Raw genomic sequence first — 23,792 nt, forward strand, 5'->3', positions numbered from 1 at the left:
TCCTATTATCAATTATGTAAAGTTAGAATCTTGAATTGGTTATCCAGCAACCGATTATCGGCGTTAAATTGCCCTCGATTAATGCGGCTATGAACAGCAATGGTATTATCAACGCCATTAGTTTTACATAGTTTATCAGAGAAAATTGCAGATTGCGACCAATGCTCATGCCATTTGGTGGCGCTATAAAGCAGGTTGCCACTTGTAGCGCTGCACCGGTAGCCATAATCGCGGCAGGTAACTCTATAATTCCATGCGGTAGTATAAAGCCTATAAATAGCAGAAATATATTTGCGCCCGACTGTACCATAATATTACCCAACCCGCCGATTGGGGCTATCGCTGCCATTAGCAGGAGCAAGCCCCCTATCCCCATTGATATAAAGCCTAGCCCGCTTCCGATGAGTACCGACTTAACATTGTTGAAGAAAATAAATTGCCATGTTATCCCGTAATCTGCCAGTAATTGGGAATTACAGGCTGGATTCTGGACGCTGGCTACCTGCTCTTTGATGCTTCCCTGATATTGCGCCAATAACTCTTTTATCGGTTGTAGGGTTGTAACCCACCAGCCGATAAATATTGCAATCACTAGACTCACCACTACCATGATGATAGCCGGTCCATTCAGCTTTATAATCTGGGGGATGTCGTAACGATATAAGCGCCATAAACTGAATTTTCGCAGGTTGCTTTTCCGGTTATAAATTGTTTCTTCAGGTGTACGTGCAAAGATATAGAAGAAATTGGAGAAGATTGCTTTTATCTTCAAGCTATCGCCACCTTCTCGAGAGAGAATTTCTTCACGGTTAAAGACTCTTACGCCGGTGCGGAGTAAAATCACGAAGATAAGCAATAGGCTAAGCAATACAAAGAAAAGCATATTGCTCTGACCGCTGATTACCAGAAGCGCTTCTATCTGCACGATGATAGTCATTGGCAGAATGACGAAACTGGCTAACAGGTTTGCCCCTCGCACGCTGGTTGAATGGCTACTTACTATTACTGCCCCTGTCACCATTACCAGTGCTTCTGCTGTACCAAGAAGGATAAAGAAAATGAGGTTTAATGGGTCGGTTGGCATTGGTCCGCCAGTCAGCAGGATTCCTATAACAAATACCAGTGTGCCGTATGCGCTGGAAAGTATAGTAGGGATTACCGCTGCTAGAAACTTACCCATAAATAATTCCAAATCGGTTAAGGGCGCTGAGAGTAAAGCCTCCAAACTGTTACGCTCTTTTTCGCCTACAAAACTTTCAAAGGCGATGATTAGCGAGAAGGACATCGGGAAGAACCCAACCGATAACGTAGCAAAGGGTAGCACCCTATCCTCGAAAGAACCAGGTTCAAGTTTATCCAGCATAGTTTTGCCGAACCTTATAGCCAACACCACCAGCGATGGCACAATGAAGGTCAGACTTATCAGGGGGGAAAGGATTCGCCAATCCCGCATACTGTCTCTAAGTTCGCGCCTTGTGATTATTAAAGCGCGTGCAATAGAGGAGGGTGGCTGATTACCTATTCTCAAGGTTAAATTTTTTAGCACTAGCTTACGACCTCCTCTTGCTCAGGCTGCGTTCTTGCGACTTGTTAGCTTCTTCTTTACGGCGGTTTCTAAACCAGCCTTTGCGTTTCCCTTTGAGCTTTAGTAGGGTTTGTTCGCTTTCATCCCGGTTCTGGCTGGCGGTAGCAGGGGTTCCTGCAATCTTGAGATATACAGATTCAAGGCTACGTGGCGTTTCGCTTATAGTGATTACTTGATAGCCACTTTCTACCAGAATCTTTAATAAGTGCGGGTTGTATTTTTCTGGCTCCTCGCACCTGTAAGTGAACCAATCAGTGCCTGAATCGATTACTTCAACAAGTTCTTTCAACCGGGTTGGCAAATTATCCGGGTGCTTATATTGTGCCAACTTTACGGTAAAACTTGGCGCACCAAGTAAACGGCGTTTCAAATCATCTGGGCTTCCTTCGATTAGGATTTCGCCTTTGCGAATTATGGCAATATGGTCTGCCAGTTCTTCTGCTTCGTACAGATTGTGGGTACACAAGACAACCGTGCGATTTTGATTTTTTAATTGAGAAATAGAATCTCGTACCAATTTCGAGCTATAAGGATCCATCGCGCTGGTAGGCTCATCGAGGAATAATACTTTAGGGTCATGGATTAAAGCCCGGATGAGGGCAGTTTTCTGGCGCATACCTTTTGAATACTCGCCGATTTTTAGCTTTCGAGTTTCCCATAGGTCAAATTGTCGCATCATTTGCTCTGCTCGTGTGCGTCTGGTTTCTTTAGGCACATTGAAAACTTCTGCGAAGAATTCCAGATATTCTTCAATCCTCATACGCGAGTACAATCCCGGTAACTCAGTCAGATGACCGATAGAACGGCGTACTTCAAGGGCTTGTGTTACGGTGTCGTATCCGGCAATTTTGGCATAGCCTTTGGTGGGTGCAAGAATCGCGCTAAGCATACGGGTTGTAGTGGTTTTCCCCGCTCCGTTATGCCCCAATAACGCCAAAACCTTTCCTTCTTTAACTGTAAGCGAGACATCCTTTACTGCTGTAAAGTTGCCGAATTCTTTTGTTAGGTTAACTGCTTCTATCATAATTCACTTCCAGATAAAAATTGCTTGAAGAAAACTGTATAACGCAAGCTATGGATGTTAGCGATTGCAGGAGCAACCCCGAAATTCGGAACGCTCCTGCTTTGCGATAATAACTCGAACTTGTTACTGCGGAGTAAAATTACTGTTGCTTGCGTTGTTGCATAAAGTAGAACGCAGCGCCGCCACCGCCTGCCAACAAGACTACGACACCAGCAATTATAAGAATTAACGCACCGGAATTCTCACTGCTACTAGAATTACTGCCAGACGCTTGCGTTGTAGTAGCTACCGCTGCCGCAGTAACTGCTTTTGTGGTAGTAACTGCTGCTGTAGTAGTGACTGGTTGTGTGACGGGTGTATATGGAACCTGCGTTGGTAAGCTCTTCTGATTTATAAATGCCAACGCATCTTTCTTTAATGCATCATAAACAGGTTTGGTTTTGAAATCGGTAGTGACCATCTGGAAATAATAGTCACTTCGGTCAGGGGTAATATCTCCAACCTGACGGAAATACCACATAAAGATAACGCCAGACCATGCCCAATTGTCACGCGCATATTTGTAGCCGCGTACCGTGTAATCAGCTTGTTGCTGCTCTGTTACACGTCTCCAGATGAGCTTATCTGCGGGGATGGTTTCAGGCGAGGCATTCCAACCATATTCATTGAACCAGACTTGTTTATCGCCATCGCCATTTTTAACGGCTATATCGTGTAGCAATTCCACCCTGCGGAAGTTTAGCTTCTGCGGGTCTGGCGCATCTTCGGGCGGAAACTCCAAGCCATAGCCATTAGCGGCAATTACATCGAAATAGGATTTTGCGCCAGCCTGATACATCTGGCTAAAGAAATCCAGTTCACTCAGATTGGTAGGTCCTTTCTCAATTGTCATAGCAAGCGGCGCATTCATGACCTTAATGTTAGGGTCTGCGCTCTTAGCCGCTTGATAAGCAAGTTTTAACATCTCTACATATTTCTTGGCATCTGGCGTGCCTGTCCATTCGTAGCCTAGATTTGGTTCGTTCCAGACCTGAATGTAGTTAATCTTGCCTTTGTAGTGAGTCACAAAGGCTTTGACAAAATCGGCATAGTTTTGGAAATCCGCGGGTGGATGCATAGGATCGCCATTCAGTGGGTTAGCCCATTGAGGAGTGCGATCTAGGCGTGCAACAATATTAATATTGTATTTCACTGCCAGATTAACAATTTGATCGAATTTCTCCCAGCTAGACTTCTTGAATTTGTCATCATAGAAGTAGCCTTTGCGGAACTCGATTTCGTCCCAAGGGAAATGTTGCTTAACCCAACCGATACCGGCTTCTGAAATCAACTGGAAAGTTTTCTCCTTTTTCCAGTCTTCCACTTCCTTTTCAAGGAAAGTGTTAACCCCGTAAGGATTCAAGGACTTGGTTTGGGCTGTTGCGTTTGTAGGCAATACCATCGCGGTAGCTACAAGTTGCAATACCAGCACTAAAACAACCAATATCGGCAAAGATCGGGAAATTTTAGAAGAGAGTGTGGAACCAATCAACCTGTTTCTCCTTTCAAGAGACTGTGGGCTAGTAAGAAATTGACCCTAATAGAACTTCTTGGAAATCAATTATAGCAGAGTCAAACCTTATGCACATTGGATTTACAGGCTATATAACTCTACAATAATGACGAATAACCCTTTATCTTAGTTTCACGTGAAACAGACTTACACTTGTAGCAAGTGCCACATGTTTAACGTGAAACATCCCTATAATGTTTAACGTGAAACATGGTGGTAGTAGATGCGAATTGCCACCCTGCTGCAGTTACTATCATTGTAGTGTTATAATATACAGGCAAGATTTACTTTTATTGCTATTATGGGCTTAACTATAGGTCTTGGTTATGAGTAATACCACCGATAAAAATAGTGCTGAGTATTTGTCTGGGATTGGCAATAGCAAAAATAGCATGCCTTCTTCGCTATCACCTAGAGTCCCTGTGGCAGTCTATAAGAATCCTGAAGAGCGAGGCACGCGCCGTATTCTTCGTTATGGGCTTTTTATCTTCGCCCCAACTTTTTTTATCGCCTCTATCGTTCTTGTCATATATCTAACCTTTGTTTCAGCATCCGGTGAAGTTAAGCCCGGTACTGCCACCGAATCTATTACAATGGCTGATGTGCCTTTGCCAATCGGTATCAGAGAAATTACCAAAACCCCAGACTCGATTCAATCGAGCCTAGCAAATAATATTATTTCTATTGCTATGCCTAATTATCGGGTTGTCTCTAACCAAACAGAGATTTATGTTATCAAGCAATCCGCTGAAGAGCTTAACAACTACTACAGCAAGAAGCTTGTGCCGTTACAATGGAAGCAGTTCAATCAGAAAAAGCTTGAGATAGACTATGGCGCAACCAGTTATGTTACACCGTCTGGCAAAAATCCTGCGCCAACCGTTGATCCAAGAACCAAACGGAACAGCACTTTTATTATCTATTATTACACGCGCTCTACCAAAGACCCACGAGTTTATGATGGGCTTTTTTTACGCTATGAACAGCTTTTGAATGAGACCCAATTAAAGAAAAGAACTGATCTAGTTAATCGCAAAGCTGAGGTAGGTGATACTCTGATTTATCTTAGCAAGCTTCAAATAGTTCAACGCGGTTGATTGCTGAATATATACTATACTAGACTAAGAGGAGATTTTACTGTGATTAAAAAAGTTTTAGGTTTTACATTAGGCGCTGGTGTTGGCTTGTTAGCGCTTTATTTGCTACGACGCTATTCCGCAAAGCAAAAGGCAGTTACACCGACAAAGCCTGCCACGCCAACTAAGTCTGAATCGGTAACGATGCAGATTGCTAACCCTCAAAGCACTGCTAGGTTTACCGTTCGTAATTCCGGTCCTAAGCCTCATGGTCCTAATATCATTGACGAAGTTAATGCTGCTATGGGCGTGGAAAACAAAATCACTCTTACCGCTAAAAAGCCTGTGGTTGCGTCTGAATCCACAACAGACCATGCCGAGGTTTTAGAGGCTAAAAATGAAGAGACTCCGGAAATTTCATTGGAAGGCAAAGATGATTTTACTTTAATCGAGGATATCGGAATAGTTTTCCGTAATAAGCTTTATGAGGCTGGTGTTATCACTTTTAAAGCTCTTTCTAAGTTGAGTCCTGAACAACTTGCTGAGAAAACGGGCATCAACGCTACTCGGATTGAGCGGAATAAGTGGGCTGAACAGGCAGCGAAACTAGCGGCTGAGAACAAATAACTTCATACTTAGAGATGGCGCGAGATATAAAGTCTCGCGCTTTTTTTTATTCCGTTAACTTACGCTTCTCAATAAAGCTTTGGATAATTGCTAATTCTTCTTCCTTTTTCTTTAATTCCTCGTCAGTGTATTTCACAACTGTTGTAAAAGCCACGATTTCTGCATCACGTCGGTAAATCCGAATTTCCTGAATCGTACTGCGATAGCGGTTTGCCAAAGCTAATAGCTTTTCATCAGAAAGCTCTTCGATTTTTTGTAAATAATCCTTCAACATGAATTTTAGCCTTTTGTTTCGCATCCAATTTATAACAGCCTGTTGAGATAAAAAGCCCTCTACTTCTCAATGATAATATCACATTTCTAACTTTATAAAAACCTTCACAATGTTATAATTATATTCATAGAAATATAAAGGACTGAAAGTTGCAAAAAACGCTTTATCCCAAACCGAATATACAAGCGCTTGTACCGGTCAAGCCTTTTTCAAAAGGCAAAAGCCGTATAGCTCCGTTGTTGGATTTAAACCATCGGACTATTCTGGCACGCCACCTGCTATTGCATACCCTTTCGGTACTTAAAGACATATCCGCGCTGGGTTTTATTTCGGGCTATAATGTTGTGAGCGCAGATCAGGAAGCGCTACGAATGGGGCGGTTTTATGGCGCAACATCGTTTGAAGAAAGCTCTGACGGTCAGGAAATAGGATTAAATGCTGCGTTGGAGTTAGCTGCGCGACAGATAGTCACTACTACACGCTGTGATGCCTTGCTGATTCTGTTAGCCGACCTTCCGCTAATGAATATCGGAGTTTTACGCGATTTTTTATTCCTAGAAACTACCCCATTTGTGGCAATTGCTCCAGATAGACTGCACAAAGGCACTAACGCGCTACTGCTTGCCCCTTCAACATTACTTGATTTTTCCTATAATTTTGGGGAAAACAGCTTCGCGCTTCATTTGAGAAAATTTCATTCTTGCGGTTTAAAGAATATACGGCGATGCTATATACCGGAGTTAGCTTACGATTTGGACACACCTGAGGATTTTGTCCTCTTGCCACAAAAATGGCAAAGTATTTCTGTTCTTTAGTAAAACTCACTACTTTTCCACACATTTCCACATTTACTGTGGATAAAGTTTGCAGGTAATCAAAAATCCCCTAGCTCTGAAACTTCCAACTCTTTCTCAAGCTCGTTCCCATATTCGTCAAATTGGGTATGATTAGGCAGAATTTCTTTTTCCTGCGTTGCTTTTGGTTTGTGGCGGCGGGAATTCCCGCTATCGGTTAAAGCCTTTTCTAATGCTTCTGCCAACGTGGCTACCGGCACGCCCCTAAACCCCTCCGGTAATTTCAAATCGCGTCCGTTGCTATGTGCGCTTTTGGGGTAGATTGCACGGGTAAAGCCAAGTTTCGCTGCTTCTGCCAACCTACGTTCAAGTTGGCTAACCATGCGTACCTCACCAGAAAGACCAATCTCTCCTATCAATACGGTATTAGAGTCTATTTCCGCTTCTCTATATGAAGAAGCAATTGCAGCAGTAATACTTAAATCAGCGGCTGGTTCGGTGATTTTCAAACCGCCTACCACATTTACATATACGTCCTGATTACCAAGCCCAAGCCCACAGCGTTTGCTCAAAACTGCGCTAAGCATCAAGAGGCGATTCATATCAATACCGTTGGTGGTTCGGCGTGGCATCTGAGTATAGCATTGGCTGCACAAAGCCTGCACCTCTACCAGAATAGGGCGAGTGCCTTCCATCGTTACCGCAACTGCCGAGCCGGGCGCGCCCGCTTGCCTTTCTTCCAAGAAAACTTGTGAAGGGTTTGTTACTTCAGCCATACCCTCTCCGCGCATTTCAAAAACGCCTACTTCATTGGTAGAGCCGAAGCGATTTTTAACGCCACGTAAAAGTCGGTATTGGTGAAAGCGGTCACCTTCCAGATATAGCACGCAATCCACCATATGCTCTAGCACGCGAGGTCCTGCAATATTCCCTTCCTTAGTAACATGCCCTACTAGAAATACGGGCAGATGCAATTTCTTAGAAAGGCGCATCAAGGTTGCGGCACATTCCCTTACTTGGGTTACGCTTCCTGCCGCCGAGTTAATTTCTGCACCCAACGATTCAAAACCGCTTGCGCCAAAGCCCAACGCTAGGTCTTCTTCCTGCCGTTCTTTGTGCGTGAGGTACACCGTTTGGATTGAATCTACTACTACCAAAGCGGGCTTCATGTGTTCGATATGGTCTAGAATCAAGTTGAGGTTAGTTTCTGCCAGTAGGTAAAGGTTTTCAGGGGCAAGTCCCAATCGTTCTGCGCGTAACTTTATCTGGTTAGCAGATTCTTCTGCCGAGACATATAGCACTTTGCCAATAGACTCTGCCAACGCTGCGGTTACTTGTAAGAGCAGGGTAGATTTGCCAATTCCTGGGTCGCCGCTAATAAGAGTTAGTGAACCGGGTACAATGCCTCCACCCATAACTCGCTCGAACTCCCCAATCGGTACGCGAATCCTCTTGAAATTTTCAGAGCTAATCCGGGCTATGCTTTCTGGCTTGTTGCTGCTTAGGGCGGCGCGATTTTGCCGGACGCTTTCCCCACCACCGCTACCCATCTGTCGCTCTGCCACTTTAACAGTTTCGGTAAAACTATTATAAGCGCTACATTCGGTACACCTGCCCAGCCATTTGAGACTCTCGAAGCCACATTTTTCACATGTAAATACTACTTTTGCTCGCCCTTTAACCATTTGCTTGCCTTCTTACTCAGCTTACACCTAAACATTGCTAGAATTATTATACCACTCTATAGCATAAACGTTCTATTAACTTTCTTCTATATATTTTCTGAGAAAAGGAGCAAGCTTACGAGCGGCATTACCGCGATGGCTGATTAAGTCTTTCCCTTCATTGCTCAAGTCAGCCATACTATGATTATCAGCTACTACGATTGGCAGGAAAATCGGGTCATAACCGAACCCATTATTTCCGGTTGGCGCAAAGCCGATTCTACCTTCGCAAGTGCCTTGCTCGTGTTCAATAATTGTGCCATCCGGTGAGGCTAAAGCCAACAAAGCTATGAAGCGTGCCGTTCGGTTCTCTTGCGTTACATTTTCCAGTTTTTTCAAAAGGTAACTAATCCGGTAAGCATCGGTGGCGTTTTCTCCGGCGTAGCGTTTGGAGTACAGACCCGGTTCCCCGTTTAGCGCATCCACTTCCAGCCCGGAGTCATCTGCCAGTGCGGACATGCCGGAAGCACGCGCAAAAGCGGCTGCTTTCAACGCGGCGTTCTCGTAATAGCTTTGTCCGGTTTCCTCAACATCAAAATCCTTCAAACCCAAATCGGCTGGTAAAACCAGTTCCAAGCCTTCTATATTAAATAGCCTTGCCATTTCTAGCAGTTTGCTACGGTTGTTGGTTGCGACCAGTATTTTCATGTTAACTAACCCCTAAAATAAAGAGGACGCAGTATGCCTGCGCCCTTCCTGAATATTGCTATTAGCGTACTGTGACAATTTCATGCGTGCTGAGGTTGATATTCTCTTCGCCATTATCGGTTATTATTGCTATATCTTCAATGCGAACACCAAAACGACCCGGCAAGTATATTCCCGGTTCGATACTGAAAGCCATACCCGGTTCCAATATAAGCTGATTGCCGTTTACGATATAAGGTTCTTCGTGAACTTCCATGCCAATGCCGTGTCCGGTGCGATGCACAAAAAACTCGCCATAGCCTGCATCGGCAATCACTTTTCGCGTTGCCTCGTCCACACTTTCGCAGGTAACGCCGGGCTTTGCCTGTGCATGTCCCGCTGCGCGTGCTTTGTTTACAACGTCATAAACTTCACGGTAAAGTGGGTCGGCTTCCGCACCCTCTACCAACACCATGCGAGTCATATCACTGAAATAACCCTGATACATACCGCCAAAATCTAGCACAACTGCATCGCCCGGCTGAATTATTCTATCTCCGGTGTGGTGGTGCGGTTGCGCCCCGTTAGGTCCACTCCCCACGATACAGAACTCCATTCTTTCTTGCCCGTGTTTGAGTAACAGGTTATTGATGTCACTCATAATTTCAAGTTCGCGCCTACCTGCAAATTTAAGCTGGCGCACCTCATCAAATGTGTGGTCTGCGATGGCTGCCGCCTCCTTGAGCAATTTTATTTCTTCAGCAGATTTGCTTATACGCAATTTTTTAAGTATCTCATTTGCGGTTGTCCAATTTGAATTTGGTAAGATGCGCTGTAGTTCTAGCAGGAACATACTCCACAGATGTGAGCCAACTGCCGCTTTGATTTCTTGCTTTACTGCCCCACCCAACGCTTCCAGCAAACTGCTTTGTGGTCCGACACCATCAGACCAATCCAGCAATTCAAAATAGGTAGCGTGTTTGCTGGTAGCCAGTTTTTCCAGCGTTGGTACTATCATAACGGGCTGTCCAGATTGCGGCACTATAAAGAGCATCATACGTTCGTTTTCCATACCGGGTGTGCCGATAAGGTAGCGCATATCCGCGCCGGGTCCGAGAAAAAGGAAATCTATTTGGAGTGAAGCCATTACCGCTTGCGCTTGGCGACAGCGTTCTTCATATATGTTTGCGCTCATTTTGCTAGTTTCTCCGTTTTCTATAAAGATTGGATATAAGCTAGGGCTTTTTCGAGTAATGAGTCTTTGCCTTGCTCGAGCAAAGCTAATTCCATATCTACCACTTCATCGGGTATAACGCGGGCTATCGCCGAGTCCAATTGGGTAGGGTCTTGAATTACTCGGAAAACCGCCAGATTCAAAATCGAGTTATCAGGCATACGCACAATGTCACTACCTACCACACACCCGGCAGTAGGTTGTCCGAAGATGCGGGCAGCTTTTTTGAGTTGCAGCGCATAACTGAAAAGCTCACCTTCGGCAGCAGTGGTACCATCTACCAATACCGCCAGCGGTTTATTGAAGACGGTAACACCCGGCATGCTGTTCATTTGTAAAGCTGTAAATTTACCCTGACTATTGCGCCCCGACATTACCAGTAGCCCGTTATCCTGTACAAAACGACTCAGGAAGCTGTTCACTGTGCTGTAGTTGCCATAGCGTGTGCCACGTAAGTCAATTACGAGACCCTTAACGTTTTGCTTGGTCAATTCACTGAGGTTACTATCCAATTCACGGTTCAGGTCGGTTAACTGGATACGGTTAGGAAAGTTATTAATTCGCAGATAGCCTACGTTGCCAATAAGCTGTCGCTCAAAAGTTTGTACTTGCGTGCTACCGCGTGTAATTTGTATCTGTTCGGTTTTTCCGGTCATTGCTCGTTTTATTTCGATAGTGACCTGTGTGCCGGGTATCGGTTTATCACCGCCAACTAGAAGGCGTGATGCAGTTCCCAGATTCATTCCCACGATACTTTGCCCACCAACTCCTCTGATGGAGTCCCCGGTTTTCAAGCCTGCTTTATCAGCCGGACTACCGGGTACTACCCTATCGATATATAGCCCTTCACTGCCTGTTGGAGCTACTACAACTATCCCTAAGCCTAGCGCAGGGGCGGTACCTCCGATATTTTGAATTAGTTCATCTGTATTGGCAGGACGGTAAAAACCAGTGCGACACTCGCTCACAGAATCGGTGGCAGATTGCACTGCTCCATATGCAAGCTGTTCTTCTCCGATTTGATTATGATATTTCTCTAGGGTCAATGTATATGACTGCAAGAATAATTGCCAATCACCGTTTGGGTCTCCGGTAAAATCGGGAATAGGTACTTGCGGATCGTTTATACCATTATCTTGCAGATAATTTTTAATCCCGCGTAGCACAATTTCATATACATTCGCGCTGCTCAAGGGATAAAAATAGCTGCTGATTAGAGCCTGAAACGCCGTTTTTACCACATCAGCTTTCATAGGTTTCACGCTGCTAGATGTAGGTTGCAGGGTTGGGCGTGGCGTGTTGGTAGGTAGTGGCGGTAGTAGCGTAATAGTGGGTATTGCTGCCGCTTGGGTTAAGGCAGTATCTTTTTGTGCAGGGGTAGCCGTAACGACACTAGGGCTGCTTGCGTTACATGCGCCCAATAGCAAGGATAGCAGCAAAAGGCTAGTTAACCATATCAGTTTCAATTTATAATCACTTTTCTGCCATTTTTGATTTTCCAAGAAAAAAAGCGCATTTAAGATTACATATCCCTAAAGATATAAGACTAGCTCCAAACGATGCAAGAATTATACAGGATAGCACGATATGAGTCATTATAAATGAGCTTTTTTTACCAGAATCGTAATTGTTTTGTTAAGCTACTACTGATAAAATAAGCGTTAATTGCGGCTTAAAATGGAGAAGGGGATACTGTATCCTTGCCGTAGTCGTCCTCATGGTTAGAACGGAGCAAGAATAAAATGCCTGCTGAAGCAATGCCCGAAACAATAGGACCCTATCATGTAGTTGGTCTGTTGGGGAAAGGCGGTATGGGGTCTGTTTATAAAGCTTACAAACCCCCTTTGAAGCGTTATGTTGCAGTTAAGACTATAAAATCAGAATTTCTTTCCTCTCCCGGCGCACTGGAACGGTTCCGCCGTGAGGCAGAGCTTTCCTCACAGCTAAAACATCCTAATATTGTAACTGTCTATGACTACGAAGAAGTTCCCGGCGCGGATAGTTACATCGTGACCGAAATTATTGAAGGAGGCATTACTCTCCGTGACCGTTTACATCAGGGTAGTTTGAATCTGGCTGAGATTTCTAGCATTATTAACCAGATTGCCTCTGCGCTTGACTACGCCTATGAAGCCCATAATATCGTGCATCGCGATATTAAGCCCGGCAATGTATTTTTTGAAGGTGGCAAACGAGTAGCCTTGGGGGACTTTGGGATTGCTAAAGATGTTAGCCGTAGTACCCAACTTACTTCTTTAGGTGAAGGCGTTGGTACCCCCGACTACATGAGTCCTGAGCAAGCTATGGGTGAGCCACTAGATCGCCGTAGCGATATTTACGCGCTAGGTGTGGTGCTTTTTGAAATGCTGACAGGCTCGTTGCCTTTTCGGGGAGATACGCCTATTTCGGTAGTAATGGGGCATATTCAGAAACCTGTGCCACCTATTCGCTCTATGAATCCGGATATTCCACCCTCGGTTGAAACGATTGTAAATAAATCGCTCAGTAAAAAGAAAGAAGATCGTTTCTCATCTGCCGGGGAAATGGCGCGGGCATTGGAAATGGCTATAAAAGGCGGTGCTGTAGATCCGGCTACTATTGCGCTTGCGCCTTCCAACTATGGTTCGCCCCAGAATAGCACCTTTGGGATGGCAGCCGCGCCTTCTCCAAATCCGTTTGCTACTCAGGAACTCAACGTCATTGCCGAACTCGAAAGACAAAATCAATATCAGGAAGCCTTCAATCGGTTGCATACGTTGCAATCACGCTTTCCTACCGATACCAACATTACTACTCGCTACCGTTTCTATGTAACCCAAGGTTATGTGCCAAGCACTCGAATGCCCGGCAACATCACCAGTCCCACAGGTAGCGGCACTCTAGCAGTTCCAAAACGCGGTTCAAATACCGGCTTGATTCTTGCTATAGTCGGGGTAGTAATAGTTGCGGTGATTGCGGTGGTACTTATTGTGGTGGTTGGCGGTGGCAAGCCTACCCCTACAGCTACAGTGGCTATAATAACTACAGTGGCTACTACTACTGTGCCGCCTACTGTCACCAACGCCCCTCCTACACCCACTACCTCCGCAATAGATTTAGCTGCTCAGCTAAATAAAGACGGCGAAGGGTTACTGGATAGCGGTAACGTGCAAGGCTCAATTGACAAATTCAAAGAAGCTGTCAGGCTTGCGCCCAACGTAGCAATTTACCATGATAATCTATCAACTGCCTATAACCTTACCAAAGAGTACACTCTGGCAGAAAACGAAGCACGACTAGCGGTCAGTATAGACTCCAGCATAGCCCGTTTTCATAATAATCTGGGTCTGGCTCTTTTCAATCAGGGTAAAAAAGCTGATGCCCAAAAATCATATCAGGAAGCAACCCGTCTGAAGCCCAGCGAACCGCTTTACCACCGTAACCTCGCCGAATGTTTGGTGGATCTTGGGAAGCCGGACGTGGCAGAGCAGGAAGTGCGTAGGGCTATTACGCTTTATGCTACTGACACAAGTAAAGATAAAGATAAGAATCTGGCAGCCGCCAATAACATTCTTGGGGATTCCTTGCTAGATCAGGCTAAATACCCTGATGCTGAAAAAGCGTATCGTGATGCGGTAAAGTTGATGCCTAGCTCCGCTATTTACCAGCTAAATGTATCTAATGCGCTTTATTATGAGAACAAATACCCGGAAGCGGAAGCGGAAGCGCGTAAAGCAATTTCTCTCGACCCAAATTATGCTGCTGGCTATAACCTGTTAGGTTTAACGCTTGAATTGCAGGAGAAGTGGGGCGATTCCAACCTCGCGTATGCCAAGGCAGTACAAATATCGCCTAAAGTCGCTCTTTACCATCGGAATGTGGCTGGCACCTTGATTGAGCTTAAACGTTATCCAGAAGCAGAGCAGGAAGCTCAAGCAGCTATCCAGATTGACCCTAATAGTGCCAGCAATGCCCGCGCCTATAACCTACTTGGGATTGCGCTTTACCAGCAGAAAAAGAATAACCCGGCGATTGATGCTTACCAGAAAGCAATTCAGCTTAACGGCAAAGTATCGGTCTATTACTCAAATTTGGGTCTTTGTTTTGAAGCCACCTCCCAACCGTTGAAAGCGCGTGAGGCATACCAGAAGGCTCTAGATATTGACCCTGCTAACGAGGATGCCAAAGTCGGGTTGAGTAGGGTAAAATAATGTTAGGTTAGCGGCTGGCTTCTGGGGTAGGCTTGAAGATATTAATATCAATCCACGAGCCGAGAATTGCCAAAAATTCTCGGCTGTTGTAAGAATCTTGTCCCGGGTAGCGTTCTAGCCCTGCTTTCAAACCTACGGAATTGATTCCTAACGAATTGCACAGGTACAGCGCACGCGGTAAATGATAGCCTTGCGTTACCAGTATTGCGCTGTGTATCTGAAATTTATTAAGAGCGCGCCAGCAACTATCGTATGTGCGTAGTCCTCCGGAGTCTTTGATAATTGCTGAAACCGGAACGCCCCTTTGTTGCGCGTACAAGCTCATCGCGTTTACCTCGTTATTTTCGATTCCATCTCCGGTCATCATCAATTTTTGCACCTTACCGTTTTTATACAGGGCGATTCCGGCATCTATCCGGTCTGCCAGCATCCAACTAGGCGTACCATCGCGGTTCAAACCTGCTCCAAAGACCAGCGCAACCGGACGCGAAGGCATCCTTGAAACCTCACTGTATATAAGTGAATTTTGGCTTTCGGTGATAAAATAAACCAGCAAAAGGGGCAATAATATAATTATTATTAGTAATAACAGTATTACTCGTAGGCGCATTCGCCCTTTTGAAGTGCGCCTTCCCGGTTTTTTTTTCTCAAGAGTCGCGCCGGAGGTTTTGGCATTACCTCTCCGCGTATCAGATTGAGCCATCAAAACCCTTCCAAAATATAACAAGCGTTATATTTACATAGTTGTAAAATTCAAGCATTATTATAACGTATTAAGGAGGCTGGAGGTATGGAACTAAAACCAAAAAAGATTTTGCTTATCAACGGACCAAACCTGAATTTGCTGGGTGAACGTGAACCACAGGTGTACGGATATACTACCCTTCTTCAAATCGTGGGAAAAGTGCGAAGCGTTGCTAACGCTGCCGGATATGAACTCGAAGACTTCCAGAGCAATCACGAGGGTGCGCTTATAGATTTTGTACAAGCGCGACGCAAAGAAATATGTGGTATAATTATTAACCCGGGAGCCTTTACCCATTATAGTATTGCGCTACGTGATTGTCTTGCAGCGTTGGATGGGGTCTCAATTGTGGAAGTGCATCTATCCAATGTATATGCCCGTGAGCAATTCCGACATCACAGCCTGATTGCGCCAATAGCTAAAGGGCAAATCGCTGGCTTTGGTCCTAAAGGTTACTTACTTGCATTAGAAGCGCTTATTGGCAGCTTCTAGGATATCAAAACACCAGTTTATTCAGGAGAAGGTATGGTTTCGACCAGCGAAATTAAACGCGGAATGGTAATTGACCTTGACGGTCAACTTCAGAAGATTCTGGAATTTGATCACCAGAAGATCGGGCGGGGCAGCGCTCAGGTAAAAATCAGTTTTAAGAACCTGCGTAGCGGTTCTAATACTGTGCGTACATTCCAAGCCGGTGCCAAATTCAACGATGTACGGTTGGAGCGTGAAGTAGTGCAGTTCCTTTATAAGGATGGCGAAGACTATCATTTTATGAATGTCGAAAACTACGAGCAATCAATATTGAATGACGAGCAAATGGGTGACGTGAAATATTATATTCACGAAAATGATACCCTTGACCTAATTACCTATAACAGTGAACCTATTGATATTGAAATCCCCCCTTCGGTTATCTTGTCCATAGCATATACCGAGCCGGGTATCAAGGGCGATACTGCCAGTGGTACCAGCAAACCGGCAACTACCGACACAGGATTAACCGTCAATGTTCCGCTATTCATCAATATTGGCGACAAAGTTAGGATAGATACCCGTTCGGGTTCTTATGTGGAGCGTGCTTAAGTGACAACTTCCAGCTCAAGCAGTCAGAAATCCTCCGGTGAACCAGAAAACGGCTCATCCTCGTCAGGAAATTTCCTTACTGAGGAAATTCGTGAGCTTATCAAAATGGTTGAAGCCAGCGATATTACAGAGTTGGCTATTGAGAATGGCTCACATAAGCTTCTTATCAAGCGCGAAAAAACCGTGATACAGGCATTAGAGGTTTCACCTTCTCGCGTTAATCGCGCTGCACGTGGGCAGCGTAATATTTCGTCTTCAATGGATGGTCGGGCAATTTCCGATTCCGAAGCACTACCAGAAGATTCTTTCCGCAAACTTGTCGCGCCTATGGTCGGTACTTTCTACCGTTCGCCTGACCCCAAAGCTCGCTCCTTTGTAAACGAAGGCGAAATGGTGGAAAAAGGGCAGGTTATCGGTATTATCGAAGCAATGAAGATAATGAACGAAATAACTAGTGATTATTCCGGTCGTTGCGTGAAAGTCAGCGTTGAAAATGGTCAGCCTGTAGAATATGGGCAAACCTTGTTCTTGCTGGAGTCGGTGTAATCTGTTTTATAGCTCTTGTAGAACTTTCGCATGTAACAGAAAAAAGAACCTAGATTAAAAACAATGGGCTTAAGCCTCTTGCCTGAAAATCCTTCTGAAGCGAAAGTTCTATTTAGTTATCTTTATAACGGTAGTGTCTTTTCTATCCTTCTCCAAAGAATCCAGAGGTAGAAGATGCCCTATGCCCCTCTACGCGATTTAAAAATTTATTACGAATTAAATGGGGCTGAAGAAGCCGAACCGCTTTTACTCCTCAACGGCGCTTTTGGTCTGATTGATTTTTCCAGCGATTGGGGTAAGCACTTTGAAGTTTTTGCCCGTCACTATCGCTTGATTGCATACGAACATCGCGGGCATGGGCGCACCGATAATCCCTCTCAAAAGTTTTCCGGCTATAGTGAATTGGCTGATGATGCCGCAGGGTTGCTGAAATATCTGGGTATCAAAAAAGCGCATGTGGTTGGTTTTAGCGATGGTGGTATAACCGCTCTAAAGCTTGCCGCACTCTATCCCGATTTGGTAGATACTCTGGCGGCAATCGGCGTAAACTACCGTAATACCCCTGAGATTCTTGCCACGATGCAAAAACTCAGTGGGGATTACATAGAGCAAAACTTCAAGGAGTGGGCTGCTACCCTAGAAAGGCAATACGCACATCGTGAACCGGGTTACTGGAAGAAATTGAGTACGCAAATGACCGCAATGTGGCTGGATGATTCCGGTTATCCCACCGAGGTAGAGATGCGTGCTATGAAGCTTCCGGCGTTATTGATGACTGGGCAACGTGACCCTTTTGGTACAGTTGAGCAGGTGGTGGAAATGCACCGCTTTATCGAGGGCAGCGAGTTGTGTATTTTGCCGGGTGTTGCCCATGCTGTGCCACAGCAACGCCCAGAACTTACCAGCCTGATAGTGCTGGACTTTCTGGAACGCCAACGTAAAAAGCGCATTCGCGAAACTTATCGCCCTTGATATAACCTTTGTTATACGTATTTTAATGCTTCTGGGGAGTAACCTACCTCCAATCGAAAGAACGGGGGTACAATCTTGCTACCTGATGGGGATAACTTGGGATAACTTGGGATAATAGGGGATAATCTTGGAAATTTTCAGCGTTAGCGAACTGCTCGAATATCTCAAAGCCCTGATGGCTTTGGACGAGAGACTAGGCGATATGTGGCTGCGCGGTGAAGTATCGAACAGCAATACCTACCAGAACGGTCATACTTACTTTCGCCTTAAAGATGCCAGTGGGGTGGTAGATTGCGTGTTGTTCAAGGGTAACGCCTTGCGCCAAAAGTACAAGCCTGTAAACGGAACCAACTATCTGATGCATGGTAAAGTTTCGATTTACGAACAGACCGGAAAGCTGCAATTCTACGTGGATTTGATTCAGCCGGAAGGGCAAGGCAAACTTGCGCTGGAATTTGAATTGCTCAAGCAAAGGCTGGAAGCAGAAGGACTATTTGCACCGGAACGCAAACGTCCCCTACCCAAACGTCCGAAAACTATTGGCGTGGTAACTTCCGGGAAAGCTGCCGCTTTTCAGGACATCCTGACTGTATTGCGCCGTCGCTACCCGCTTGCCACCGTAGTATTAGCTCCTACGCTAGTACAGGGCGAAAATGCGCCGCCTCAAATTGTGGCTGCTTTGCACAGCCTCAACGCTATGCCAGAAGTTGAAGTTATAATACTGGCGCGGGGTGGTGGTGCGCCCGAAGAACTGGCAGTATTTAATGATGAACGGGTAGCGCGTGCCGTGTTTACCAGTAGGCATCCGGTAATCACCGGGGTTGGTCATGAAACCGACTTTACGATTGTGGATTTCGTGGCGGATCTGCGCGCGCCTACTCCAAGCGCCGCCGCCGAACTCGTCTCCCCAGATATTGCCGATATTCGGAGTGAGCTTGAAGAATTACAATCGCAGCTTTCTGCCACGCTGGAATACCGCTTGGAGGAGAGTCGAGAGGCTATAAACGCCTTACAAAGACGACTTGAGCTGGCTTCGCCCTTCACTTTGCTCGCGCAGCAGCGTAACCGGGTAGAACAATTAATCGCTCAAATTTCTCAAAATACAAACCAGCGCTTAAAGGTTTTACAACTGGAGACTCGCGCCCTTTCCTATCGTCTCAAAGTGCTTGACCCCCAACAGATTTTGCAGCGTGGCTATGCCATCGTAACGAAAAAGGAATCCGGCGAGGTTATACACGACATATCCCAAATAGTAGGTATAGACAAAATCCGGGTCAGGCTAAGTAACGGCGAATTTGAGGCGGATGTGCGATAATGGTACACTCGCAAAATAGGGCATGAAGAAAAGTGCCTAAATGCAAGCATATGCAAACCCAGCACCACAATAACCCACCCTTATCAAGTGTTAAAAGAGTCTTAAAAATAGTGAATATTATATGTATATCCTATTGCGTTGGTACAGTACATGGGTTAAGATAAATTTGCAGATAGCACCAGAACCATATCTAAGCGGTCTTTGGTCTAACTAACAAACCAGCTATTAGTCACCGCTCTACTTTGACTCTGACTCAGCAAGGCTGGGGCTACAAATTCTTTGGGATAGGAAGGTTTTTACACTATGGAATTATTAGCTGCTGTCATCGCTGCCATTACCGCTGCTGTAGCTGCCGCAAAAGCTATCGAACGCCAGCAAAAAGATGCTGAAAAACGCCGAGTACGTGTTCCTGTTCGTGTCAATGAAAAATCTGTGGAGCGACGACCTCGCCAGTAAGTGGCTCCGTCCTTACAGAGTTGAAATTATTATAGATAATTATTCGCAAAACTCTTGGGCAAATTATTTCTATATACCCCTTGTGAATTGAAGTCGGGCAGCTTGTTTGAGTCTGCTCCTTTTCGTTTTTATACTCAATTATGCAAATAACCCCATCTGTAAAGAAAAAAACGCCATTACGGCTGGTAGAACTCCAATTGCTGGTTGCGCCCGCGCTACTGGCGTTGATTGGAATGTTGATTGTCATTTCCGTACCAAATCAGCGGGTTGGTTGGGATGCCAAAGACCTGTGGATGACTTTTGTATTTATCGGCTTGCTGCTGGTAACGCATCTGGTACTTACCATTTGGTTGCCACGTTCTGATCAGCTTATAATACCGTTAATCTCTGCCCTGTCCGCTTTTGGATTGATAATGAGCCAACGCCTTGAAACCACCCGAACGGGCAATATTGCCAGTCGCCAAGTTCTATGGGTAGCGCTTGGCTATGCCACCTTTCTTATTGTAGTGTTGGGGCTACGCAATATCATGCTGTTGCGACGCTACAAATACACCTTTCTGTTTTTAGGTTTAGTTCTCACTGCGGCGGTAACTGTTTTTGGTCAAGAAGTGAACGGGGCGCGTCTCTGGTTTCGTTTTGGAATTTTCAGCTTCCAGCCTAGCGAGCTTTTAAAAGTGATGCTGGTAGTTTTCCTTGCCGCCTATCTGGACGATAAACGCGAGGTAATTCTTTCTGCCAATTTCAGGTTAGGTCCTATACCGTTACCTCCTTTTCCTTATCTTATGCCAATGCTTGGCATTCTAGGCATAGCACTTTTGACCATGATTGTTCAGAAAGAATTAGGCGCAGCAGAATTATTTTTTGGCGTATTCCTGATAATGCTTTTTGCCGCTACCGGACGTGCCAGCTATATAATAGTAGGGCTATTCTTATTCATCGCCGGGTTTGCCTTGATTTATGTATTATCTGCCAATATTGACCAACTGGCGCATGTACGTGTTCGGGTGGATGCATGGCTAAACCCATGGCCTACCGGGCAAGGACGTTCTTACCAGATTGTTCAGGCGCTATTCTCTTTCGCGGAAGGTGGTGTATTTGGGCAAGGTATTGGGCAAGGTGCGCCCTACTTTATCCCGGAAGTGCATACCGATTATGTAATGGCTGCTATAGGTGAAGAAATGGGCTTGGCGGGAGCGCTTGGAATATTAGGCTTGGATATTTTGCTGGTATATCGCGGTTTCCACATAGCCTTGCATACCACCAACGGCTTTTACCAATTTTTGGCTATTGGCATCAGCGCGATTTTTGGCATTCAAACTTTAATTATCGTGGGCGGCGTGACCAAACTCATTCCTCTTAGTGGTATGACCTTGCCTTTTATCAGTTACGGCGGTAGTTCAATTCTGGTAAACTTTCTGATGGCAGGGTTATTGGTACGGCTTTCGTTAGAGCGAGATAGCAAACTATGAATCCAAAAACAATTCGATACCTGAGCTTGATACTGGCAGCAGGTATAATCGGTTTTGGACTTTCTTTTGGTTTCCTATTCGGTCCCGGTTGGGATGCAAACGGGCGTAGCGACTCTGTTTGGCTACTCTGCATGCTCGTAACCGGGCTTTTGCTGCTATTGGCTTTCTGGTATGGCAACGCTCCAATCAAAAAAGATGCTTCTAGTCAGGAACGAATTGCACATAATACCCAACGTGCCATGACTTTCATTCTGGCGGGTTTTATCTTGCTCAGTTTTCAACTGCTACGCAACCAAATTGTAATTACGGACGAAATCAGCAAGCCTTATTTCACCCCCAAAAATGAATTAGTCCAAGACCCCCGCATTATTCGCCAACAACTAACGGTGCAGCGTGGGACGGTTCGCGATACTTTTGGCAATCCGCTGGTAAGCATTGAGGTCAAGGATGGCGTGGTGCGCCGCACCTATCTGAATCCATATATTAGCCCTCTGGTGGGTTATTATAGCCCGCTTCAATTCGGTAGTAGCGGGTTAGAGGCGAGTTATGACGATTACCTTTCCGGGCGTTCTGGCACAAATCCGTTTGTGGCGCTGACCCGCGATTTAACTCACCAACCGATAGTTGGCAATGATTTGTATTTGAGCATTGTGCCAGAATATCAGGAACTGGCGCAACAGCAGTTGGGTACTCAGGATGGCGCTATTGTATTGATGGATGCCAAAAGCGGGGAAATATTGGCGATGGTCGGCAATCCTCACTTCGACCCGGCTCAACTGGCATTTGACCCAACGGTGGCGGACGACCTATGGGATGCGCAAACCAGAGAAATTCAGAAACGCTGGAACGCCCTTCGCGATGACCCTAAAAAGCCACTTCTCACCCGTCCAACTCAGGGCTTATACATTCCCGGTTCAACCTTTAAGACCGTTTCGCTTTCCACTTTACTCGATTTGGGAAAAGCTAATCCCGATACGCTTTGGAAAGATGAGGGCAAACTGACGGTGGATGGCGCGGTGTTTAACGACCCGAACCGCCCAGACAAAACTCGCACTGATTGGACTACCACCGAAGGCTACATGTTTTCGCTCAACGCTGTGTTCGGGCAAATCGGGTTGGCGATTGGCGGTGCAGACGAATTGCGTTATATGGAACGTTTCGGCTTCAATACAGCAATTCCCTTTGATATTCCGGTGGAAAAGAGCCGCCCTTTCCTAACTACGGGTTTTCTGGACAAGCGTCCGGCGCAGGCTTCTACCGGCTTCGGTCAAGGTGAGATATTGGTAACGCCGCTACATTGGGCGATGTTGGCTGCCAGTTTTGCCCGCGATGACGGGGCGCTTCCCAAACCCATCTTGGTAAAAGAAATTCGCACCCGCGAAAAAGCGTTGGTCAAAGCAACGAAGCCCGAAGTTTGGCTCAAACCGCTTCTCCCGGAAACCTCTAAAACCGTTCGCGATATTATGATAAAATCTGCCACGAACGGTTACGTAGGACTTAATGGGGGCGGTTTGCAGGGTTCTGGCGCAGTAGTAGGCGGCAAAACTGGCACTGCCGAAGTAAATCCTCAGCAGGGTATCAACAATGGCTGGTATATTGCTTGGGCGACCAAAGGTGATAGAGCTTTCTCTATTGCAGTGGTGATAGATAACAAGCGCGGTGCCGAAGGCTTAACCGATGCAATGCCCAAAGCAAATACTATACTCAAGCGCGTCTTGTCACAGGTTAAATGATAGACCGAATTTTAAAAGCTATTATTATTCTAAGCATACTAGGTATAGTATTCATTCTGTTATACTCTGGCGCTTCTGCTGCTCGTCAGACTGTTTTCACTGCCAACTACAATTTATCTTCTAGCGACGTAATTTTTTACGATGACCCTGACCGGGCGCGTCAGTTTGTGAGCGAACTAGTCTCCGGCAAAGCGCAATTCTATTCTTTTACTGCCAGCAAGGGACTGGCAATAGACCTTGAACTAAACATTCCACGCCTTGAGGGGTTAGAGAATTTTCGCCCTTCTCTGGCGCTATTCGGTAATGACTTGCCCAAGCCTCCCGAATCCGCTTTAAGGAAATTGCCTTTCACACTTCCTACCGAATACGGCATAGTGCTTTCACAGGACGACCCCAACGAACCAAAGACACGAGTTTTAGTAGATGAACCATATACTCAAACGGGATTCTGGGAAGGACAACGCATCGGGCGCGAACTGACACAAGCTACCACTTATTATGTAGCAGTTTTTGACCCAGAGGCTCATAGCGGTAAATATGTGCTGCTAACAGGCAACCGTAACGGGGCGAGTTTAGCGGATACCCTGACTTTCCCATGGCTTTGGGTGCAGTTGCAATTTTGGTATGAGCAAGGTTTAATTGCCATTCTTGTTATACTGGTATTAGTTACTGGTTTCGTTACATTGAGTTATTTCAGCTTTATTCGTCACAAGAAAAAGCCATCACATTAACAGAGTAATTTCTAACTTTCGGTTTAAATTAAAGG

Annotated in this window: 22 protein-coding genes; 13 read left to right on the forward strand and 9 right to left on the reverse strand. The window is 45.6% G+C overall.

The annotated features are described in order from the left end of the window. Positions 1 to 22 precede the first annotated feature (22 nt). From WCK19_RS10930 to WCK19_RS10940, 3 genes are all read right to left on the reverse strand, one after another. Positions 23 to 1,546 (reverse strand): stage II sporulation protein M, encoded by a 1,524-nt coding sequence (locus WCK19_RS10930; protein WP_342397413.1) that lies wholly within the window; start codon positions 1,544 to 1,546, stop codon positions 23 to 25. Between the two features lie 4 nt (positions 1,547 to 1,550). Next, a complete protein-coding gene (locus WCK19_RS10935; protein ID WP_342397414.1) occupies positions 1,551 to 2,609 on the reverse strand; it encodes an ABC transporter ATP-binding protein in 1,059 nt (352 codons plus the stop codon). Between the two features lie 139 nt (positions 2,610 to 2,748). Next, positions 2,749 to 4,140 (reverse strand): hypothetical protein, encoded by a 1,392-nt coding sequence (locus WCK19_RS10940; RefSeq protein WP_342397415.1) that lies wholly within the window; start codon positions 4,138 to 4,140, stop codon positions 2,749 to 2,751. Positions 4,141 to 4,583: 443 nt separating this feature from the next. On the opposite strand from WCK19_RS10940, the gene WCK19_RS10945 reads away from it, so the two are divergent. Beyond that, a complete protein-coding gene (locus WCK19_RS10945; protein ID WP_342397416.1) occupies positions 4,584 to 5,258 on the forward strand; it encodes a hypothetical protein in 675 nt (224 codons plus the stop codon). A 42-nt stretch (positions 5,259 to 5,300) separates the two neighbouring features. Next, complete coding sequence (locus WCK19_RS10950) at positions 5,301 to 5,864, forward strand: hypothetical protein (RefSeq protein ID WP_342397417.1); 564 nt, start codon at positions 5,301 to 5,303, stop codon at positions 5,862 to 5,864. 46 nt (positions 5,865 to 5,910) lie between these two features. Here WCK19_RS10950 and WCK19_RS10955 read toward each other — a convergent pair whose 3' ends face one another. Next, complete coding sequence (locus WCK19_RS10955; RefSeq protein WP_342397418.1) at positions 5,911 to 6,162, reverse strand: hypothetical protein; 252 nt, start codon at positions 6,160 to 6,162, stop codon at positions 5,911 to 5,913. 125 nt (positions 6,163 to 6,287) lie between these two features. Between WCK19_RS10955 and cofC the strand changes: the two genes are divergently transcribed. Then, the gene (gene cofC, locus WCK19_RS10960; RefSeq protein ID WP_342397419.1) at positions 6,288 to 6,953 is read left to right on the forward strand and encodes a 2-phospho-L-lactate guanylyltransferase; all 666 of its coding nucleotides are present in this window, start codon (positions 6,288 to 6,290) and stop codon (positions 6,951 to 6,953) included. Positions 6,954 to 7,012: 59 nt separating this feature from the next. Here cofC and WCK19_RS10965 read toward each other — a convergent pair whose 3' ends face one another. The 4 genes from WCK19_RS10965 to WCK19_RS10980 all read right to left on the reverse strand — a co-directional run bounded on the left by WCK19_RS10965 (position 7,013) and on the right by WCK19_RS10980 (position 11,983). Further along, positions 7,013 to 8,617 carry a DNA repair protein RadA gene (locus WCK19_RS10965; RefSeq protein WP_342397420.1) on the reverse strand — a complete coding sequence of 535 codons (1,605 nt, stop codon included), beginning with the start codon at positions 8,615 to 8,617 and terminating at the stop codon, positions 7,013 to 7,015. A gap of 75 nt (positions 8,618 to 8,692) precedes the next feature. Beyond that, positions 8,693 to 9,304 (reverse strand): RdgB/HAM1 family non-canonical purine NTP pyrophosphatase, encoded by a 612-nt coding sequence (gene rdgB, locus WCK19_RS10970; protein ID WP_342397421.1) that lies wholly within the window; start codon positions 9,302 to 9,304, stop codon positions 8,693 to 8,695. Between the two features lie 61 nt (positions 9,305 to 9,365). Then, positions 9,366 to 10,478, reverse strand: a complete 1,113-nt coding sequence (locus WCK19_RS10975) for an aminopeptidase P family protein (protein WP_342397422.1) — start codon at positions 10,476 to 10,478, stop codon at positions 9,366 to 9,368. A 20-nt stretch (positions 10,479 to 10,498) separates the two neighbouring features. Then, the gene (locus tag WCK19_RS10980) at positions 10,499 to 11,983 is read right to left on the reverse strand and encodes a S41 family peptidase (RefSeq protein ID WP_342397423.1); all 1,485 of its coding nucleotides are present in this window, start codon (positions 11,981 to 11,983) and stop codon (positions 10,499 to 10,501) included. Positions 11,984 to 12,259: 276 nt separating this feature from the next. On the opposite strand from WCK19_RS10980, the gene WCK19_RS10985 reads away from it, so the two are divergent. Further along, the gene (locus tag WCK19_RS10985; protein ID WP_342397424.1) at positions 12,260 to 14,707 is read left to right on the forward strand and encodes a tetratricopeptide repeat protein; all 2,448 of its coding nucleotides are present in this window, start codon (positions 12,260 to 12,262) and stop codon (positions 14,705 to 14,707) included. Positions 14,708 to 14,714: 7 nt separating this feature from the next. Here the strand turns inward: WCK19_RS10985 and WCK19_RS10990 are convergent, their stop codons facing one another. Continuing rightward, on the reverse strand, positions 14,715 to 15,410 hold the full coding sequence (locus WCK19_RS10990; protein WP_342397425.1) for an ElyC/SanA/YdcF family protein: 696 nt from the start codon (positions 15,408 to 15,410) through the stop codon (positions 14,715 to 14,717). A gap of 87 nt (positions 15,411 to 15,497) precedes the next feature. On the opposite strand from WCK19_RS10990, the gene aroQ reads away from it, so the two are divergent. From aroQ to WCK19_RS11035, 9 genes are all read left to right on the forward strand, one after another. Further along, a complete protein-coding gene (aroQ, locus tag WCK19_RS10995) occupies positions 15,498 to 15,944 on the forward strand; it encodes a type II 3-dehydroquinate dehydratase (protein WP_342397426.1) in 447 nt (148 codons plus the stop codon). Between the two features lie 33 nt (positions 15,945 to 15,977). Next, positions 15,978 to 16,535: an elongation factor P gene (efp, locus tag WCK19_RS11000; protein WP_342397427.1), complete on the forward strand. Its 558-nt coding sequence runs from the start codon at positions 15,978 to 15,980 to the stop codon at positions 16,533 to 16,535. Then, positions 16,536 to 17,081, forward strand: coding sequence for an acetyl-CoA carboxylase biotin carboxyl carrier protein (gene accB, locus WCK19_RS11005; RefSeq protein ID WP_342397428.1), 546 nt, complete (start codon positions 16,536 to 16,538; stop codon positions 17,079 to 17,081). It abuts the gene before it with no gap. 174 nt (positions 17,082 to 17,255) lie between these two features. Beyond that, positions 17,256 to 18,053: an alpha/beta hydrolase gene (locus WCK19_RS11010; RefSeq protein WP_342397429.1), complete on the forward strand. Its 798-nt coding sequence runs from the start codon at positions 17,256 to 17,258 to the stop codon at positions 18,051 to 18,053. Between the two features lie 127 nt (positions 18,054 to 18,180). Next, the gene (xseA, locus tag WCK19_RS11015) at positions 18,181 to 19,368 is read left to right on the forward strand and encodes an exodeoxyribonuclease VII large subunit (protein ID WP_342397430.1); all 1,188 of its coding nucleotides are present in this window, start codon (positions 18,181 to 18,183) and stop codon (positions 19,366 to 19,368) included. 303 nt (positions 19,369 to 19,671) lie between these two features. Then, complete coding sequence (locus WCK19_RS11020; RefSeq protein WP_342397431.1) at positions 19,672 to 19,824, forward strand: hypothetical protein; 153 nt, start codon at positions 19,672 to 19,674, stop codon at positions 19,822 to 19,824. Positions 19,825 to 19,964: 140 nt separating this feature from the next. Further along, positions 19,965 to 21,293 carry an FtsW/RodA/SpoVE family cell cycle protein gene (locus tag WCK19_RS11025; protein WP_342397432.1) on the forward strand — a complete coding sequence of 443 codons (1,329 nt, stop codon included), beginning with the start codon at positions 19,965 to 19,967 and terminating at the stop codon, positions 21,291 to 21,293. Continuing rightward, on the forward strand, positions 21,290 to 23,026 hold the full coding sequence (locus WCK19_RS11030; RefSeq protein WP_342397433.1) for a penicillin-binding transpeptidase domain-containing protein: 1,737 nt from the start codon (positions 21,290 to 21,292) through the stop codon (positions 23,024 to 23,026). The genes WCK19_RS11025 and WCK19_RS11030 overlap by 4 nt, the downstream gene beginning before the upstream one ends. Beyond that, positions 23,023 to 23,757 carry a hypothetical protein gene (locus WCK19_RS11035; protein ID WP_342397434.1) on the forward strand — a complete coding sequence of 245 codons (735 nt, stop codon included), beginning with the start codon at positions 23,023 to 23,025 and terminating at the stop codon, positions 23,755 to 23,757. The genes WCK19_RS11030 and WCK19_RS11035 overlap by 4 nt, the downstream gene beginning before the upstream one ends. Positions 23,758 to 23,792: the final 35 nt, after the last annotated feature.

The organism is Candidatus Chlorohelix sp. (genome assembly GCF_037138995.1).
Taxonomy (GTDB): Bacteria; Chloroflexota; Chloroflexia; order Chloroheliales; family Chloroheliaceae; genus Chlorohelix.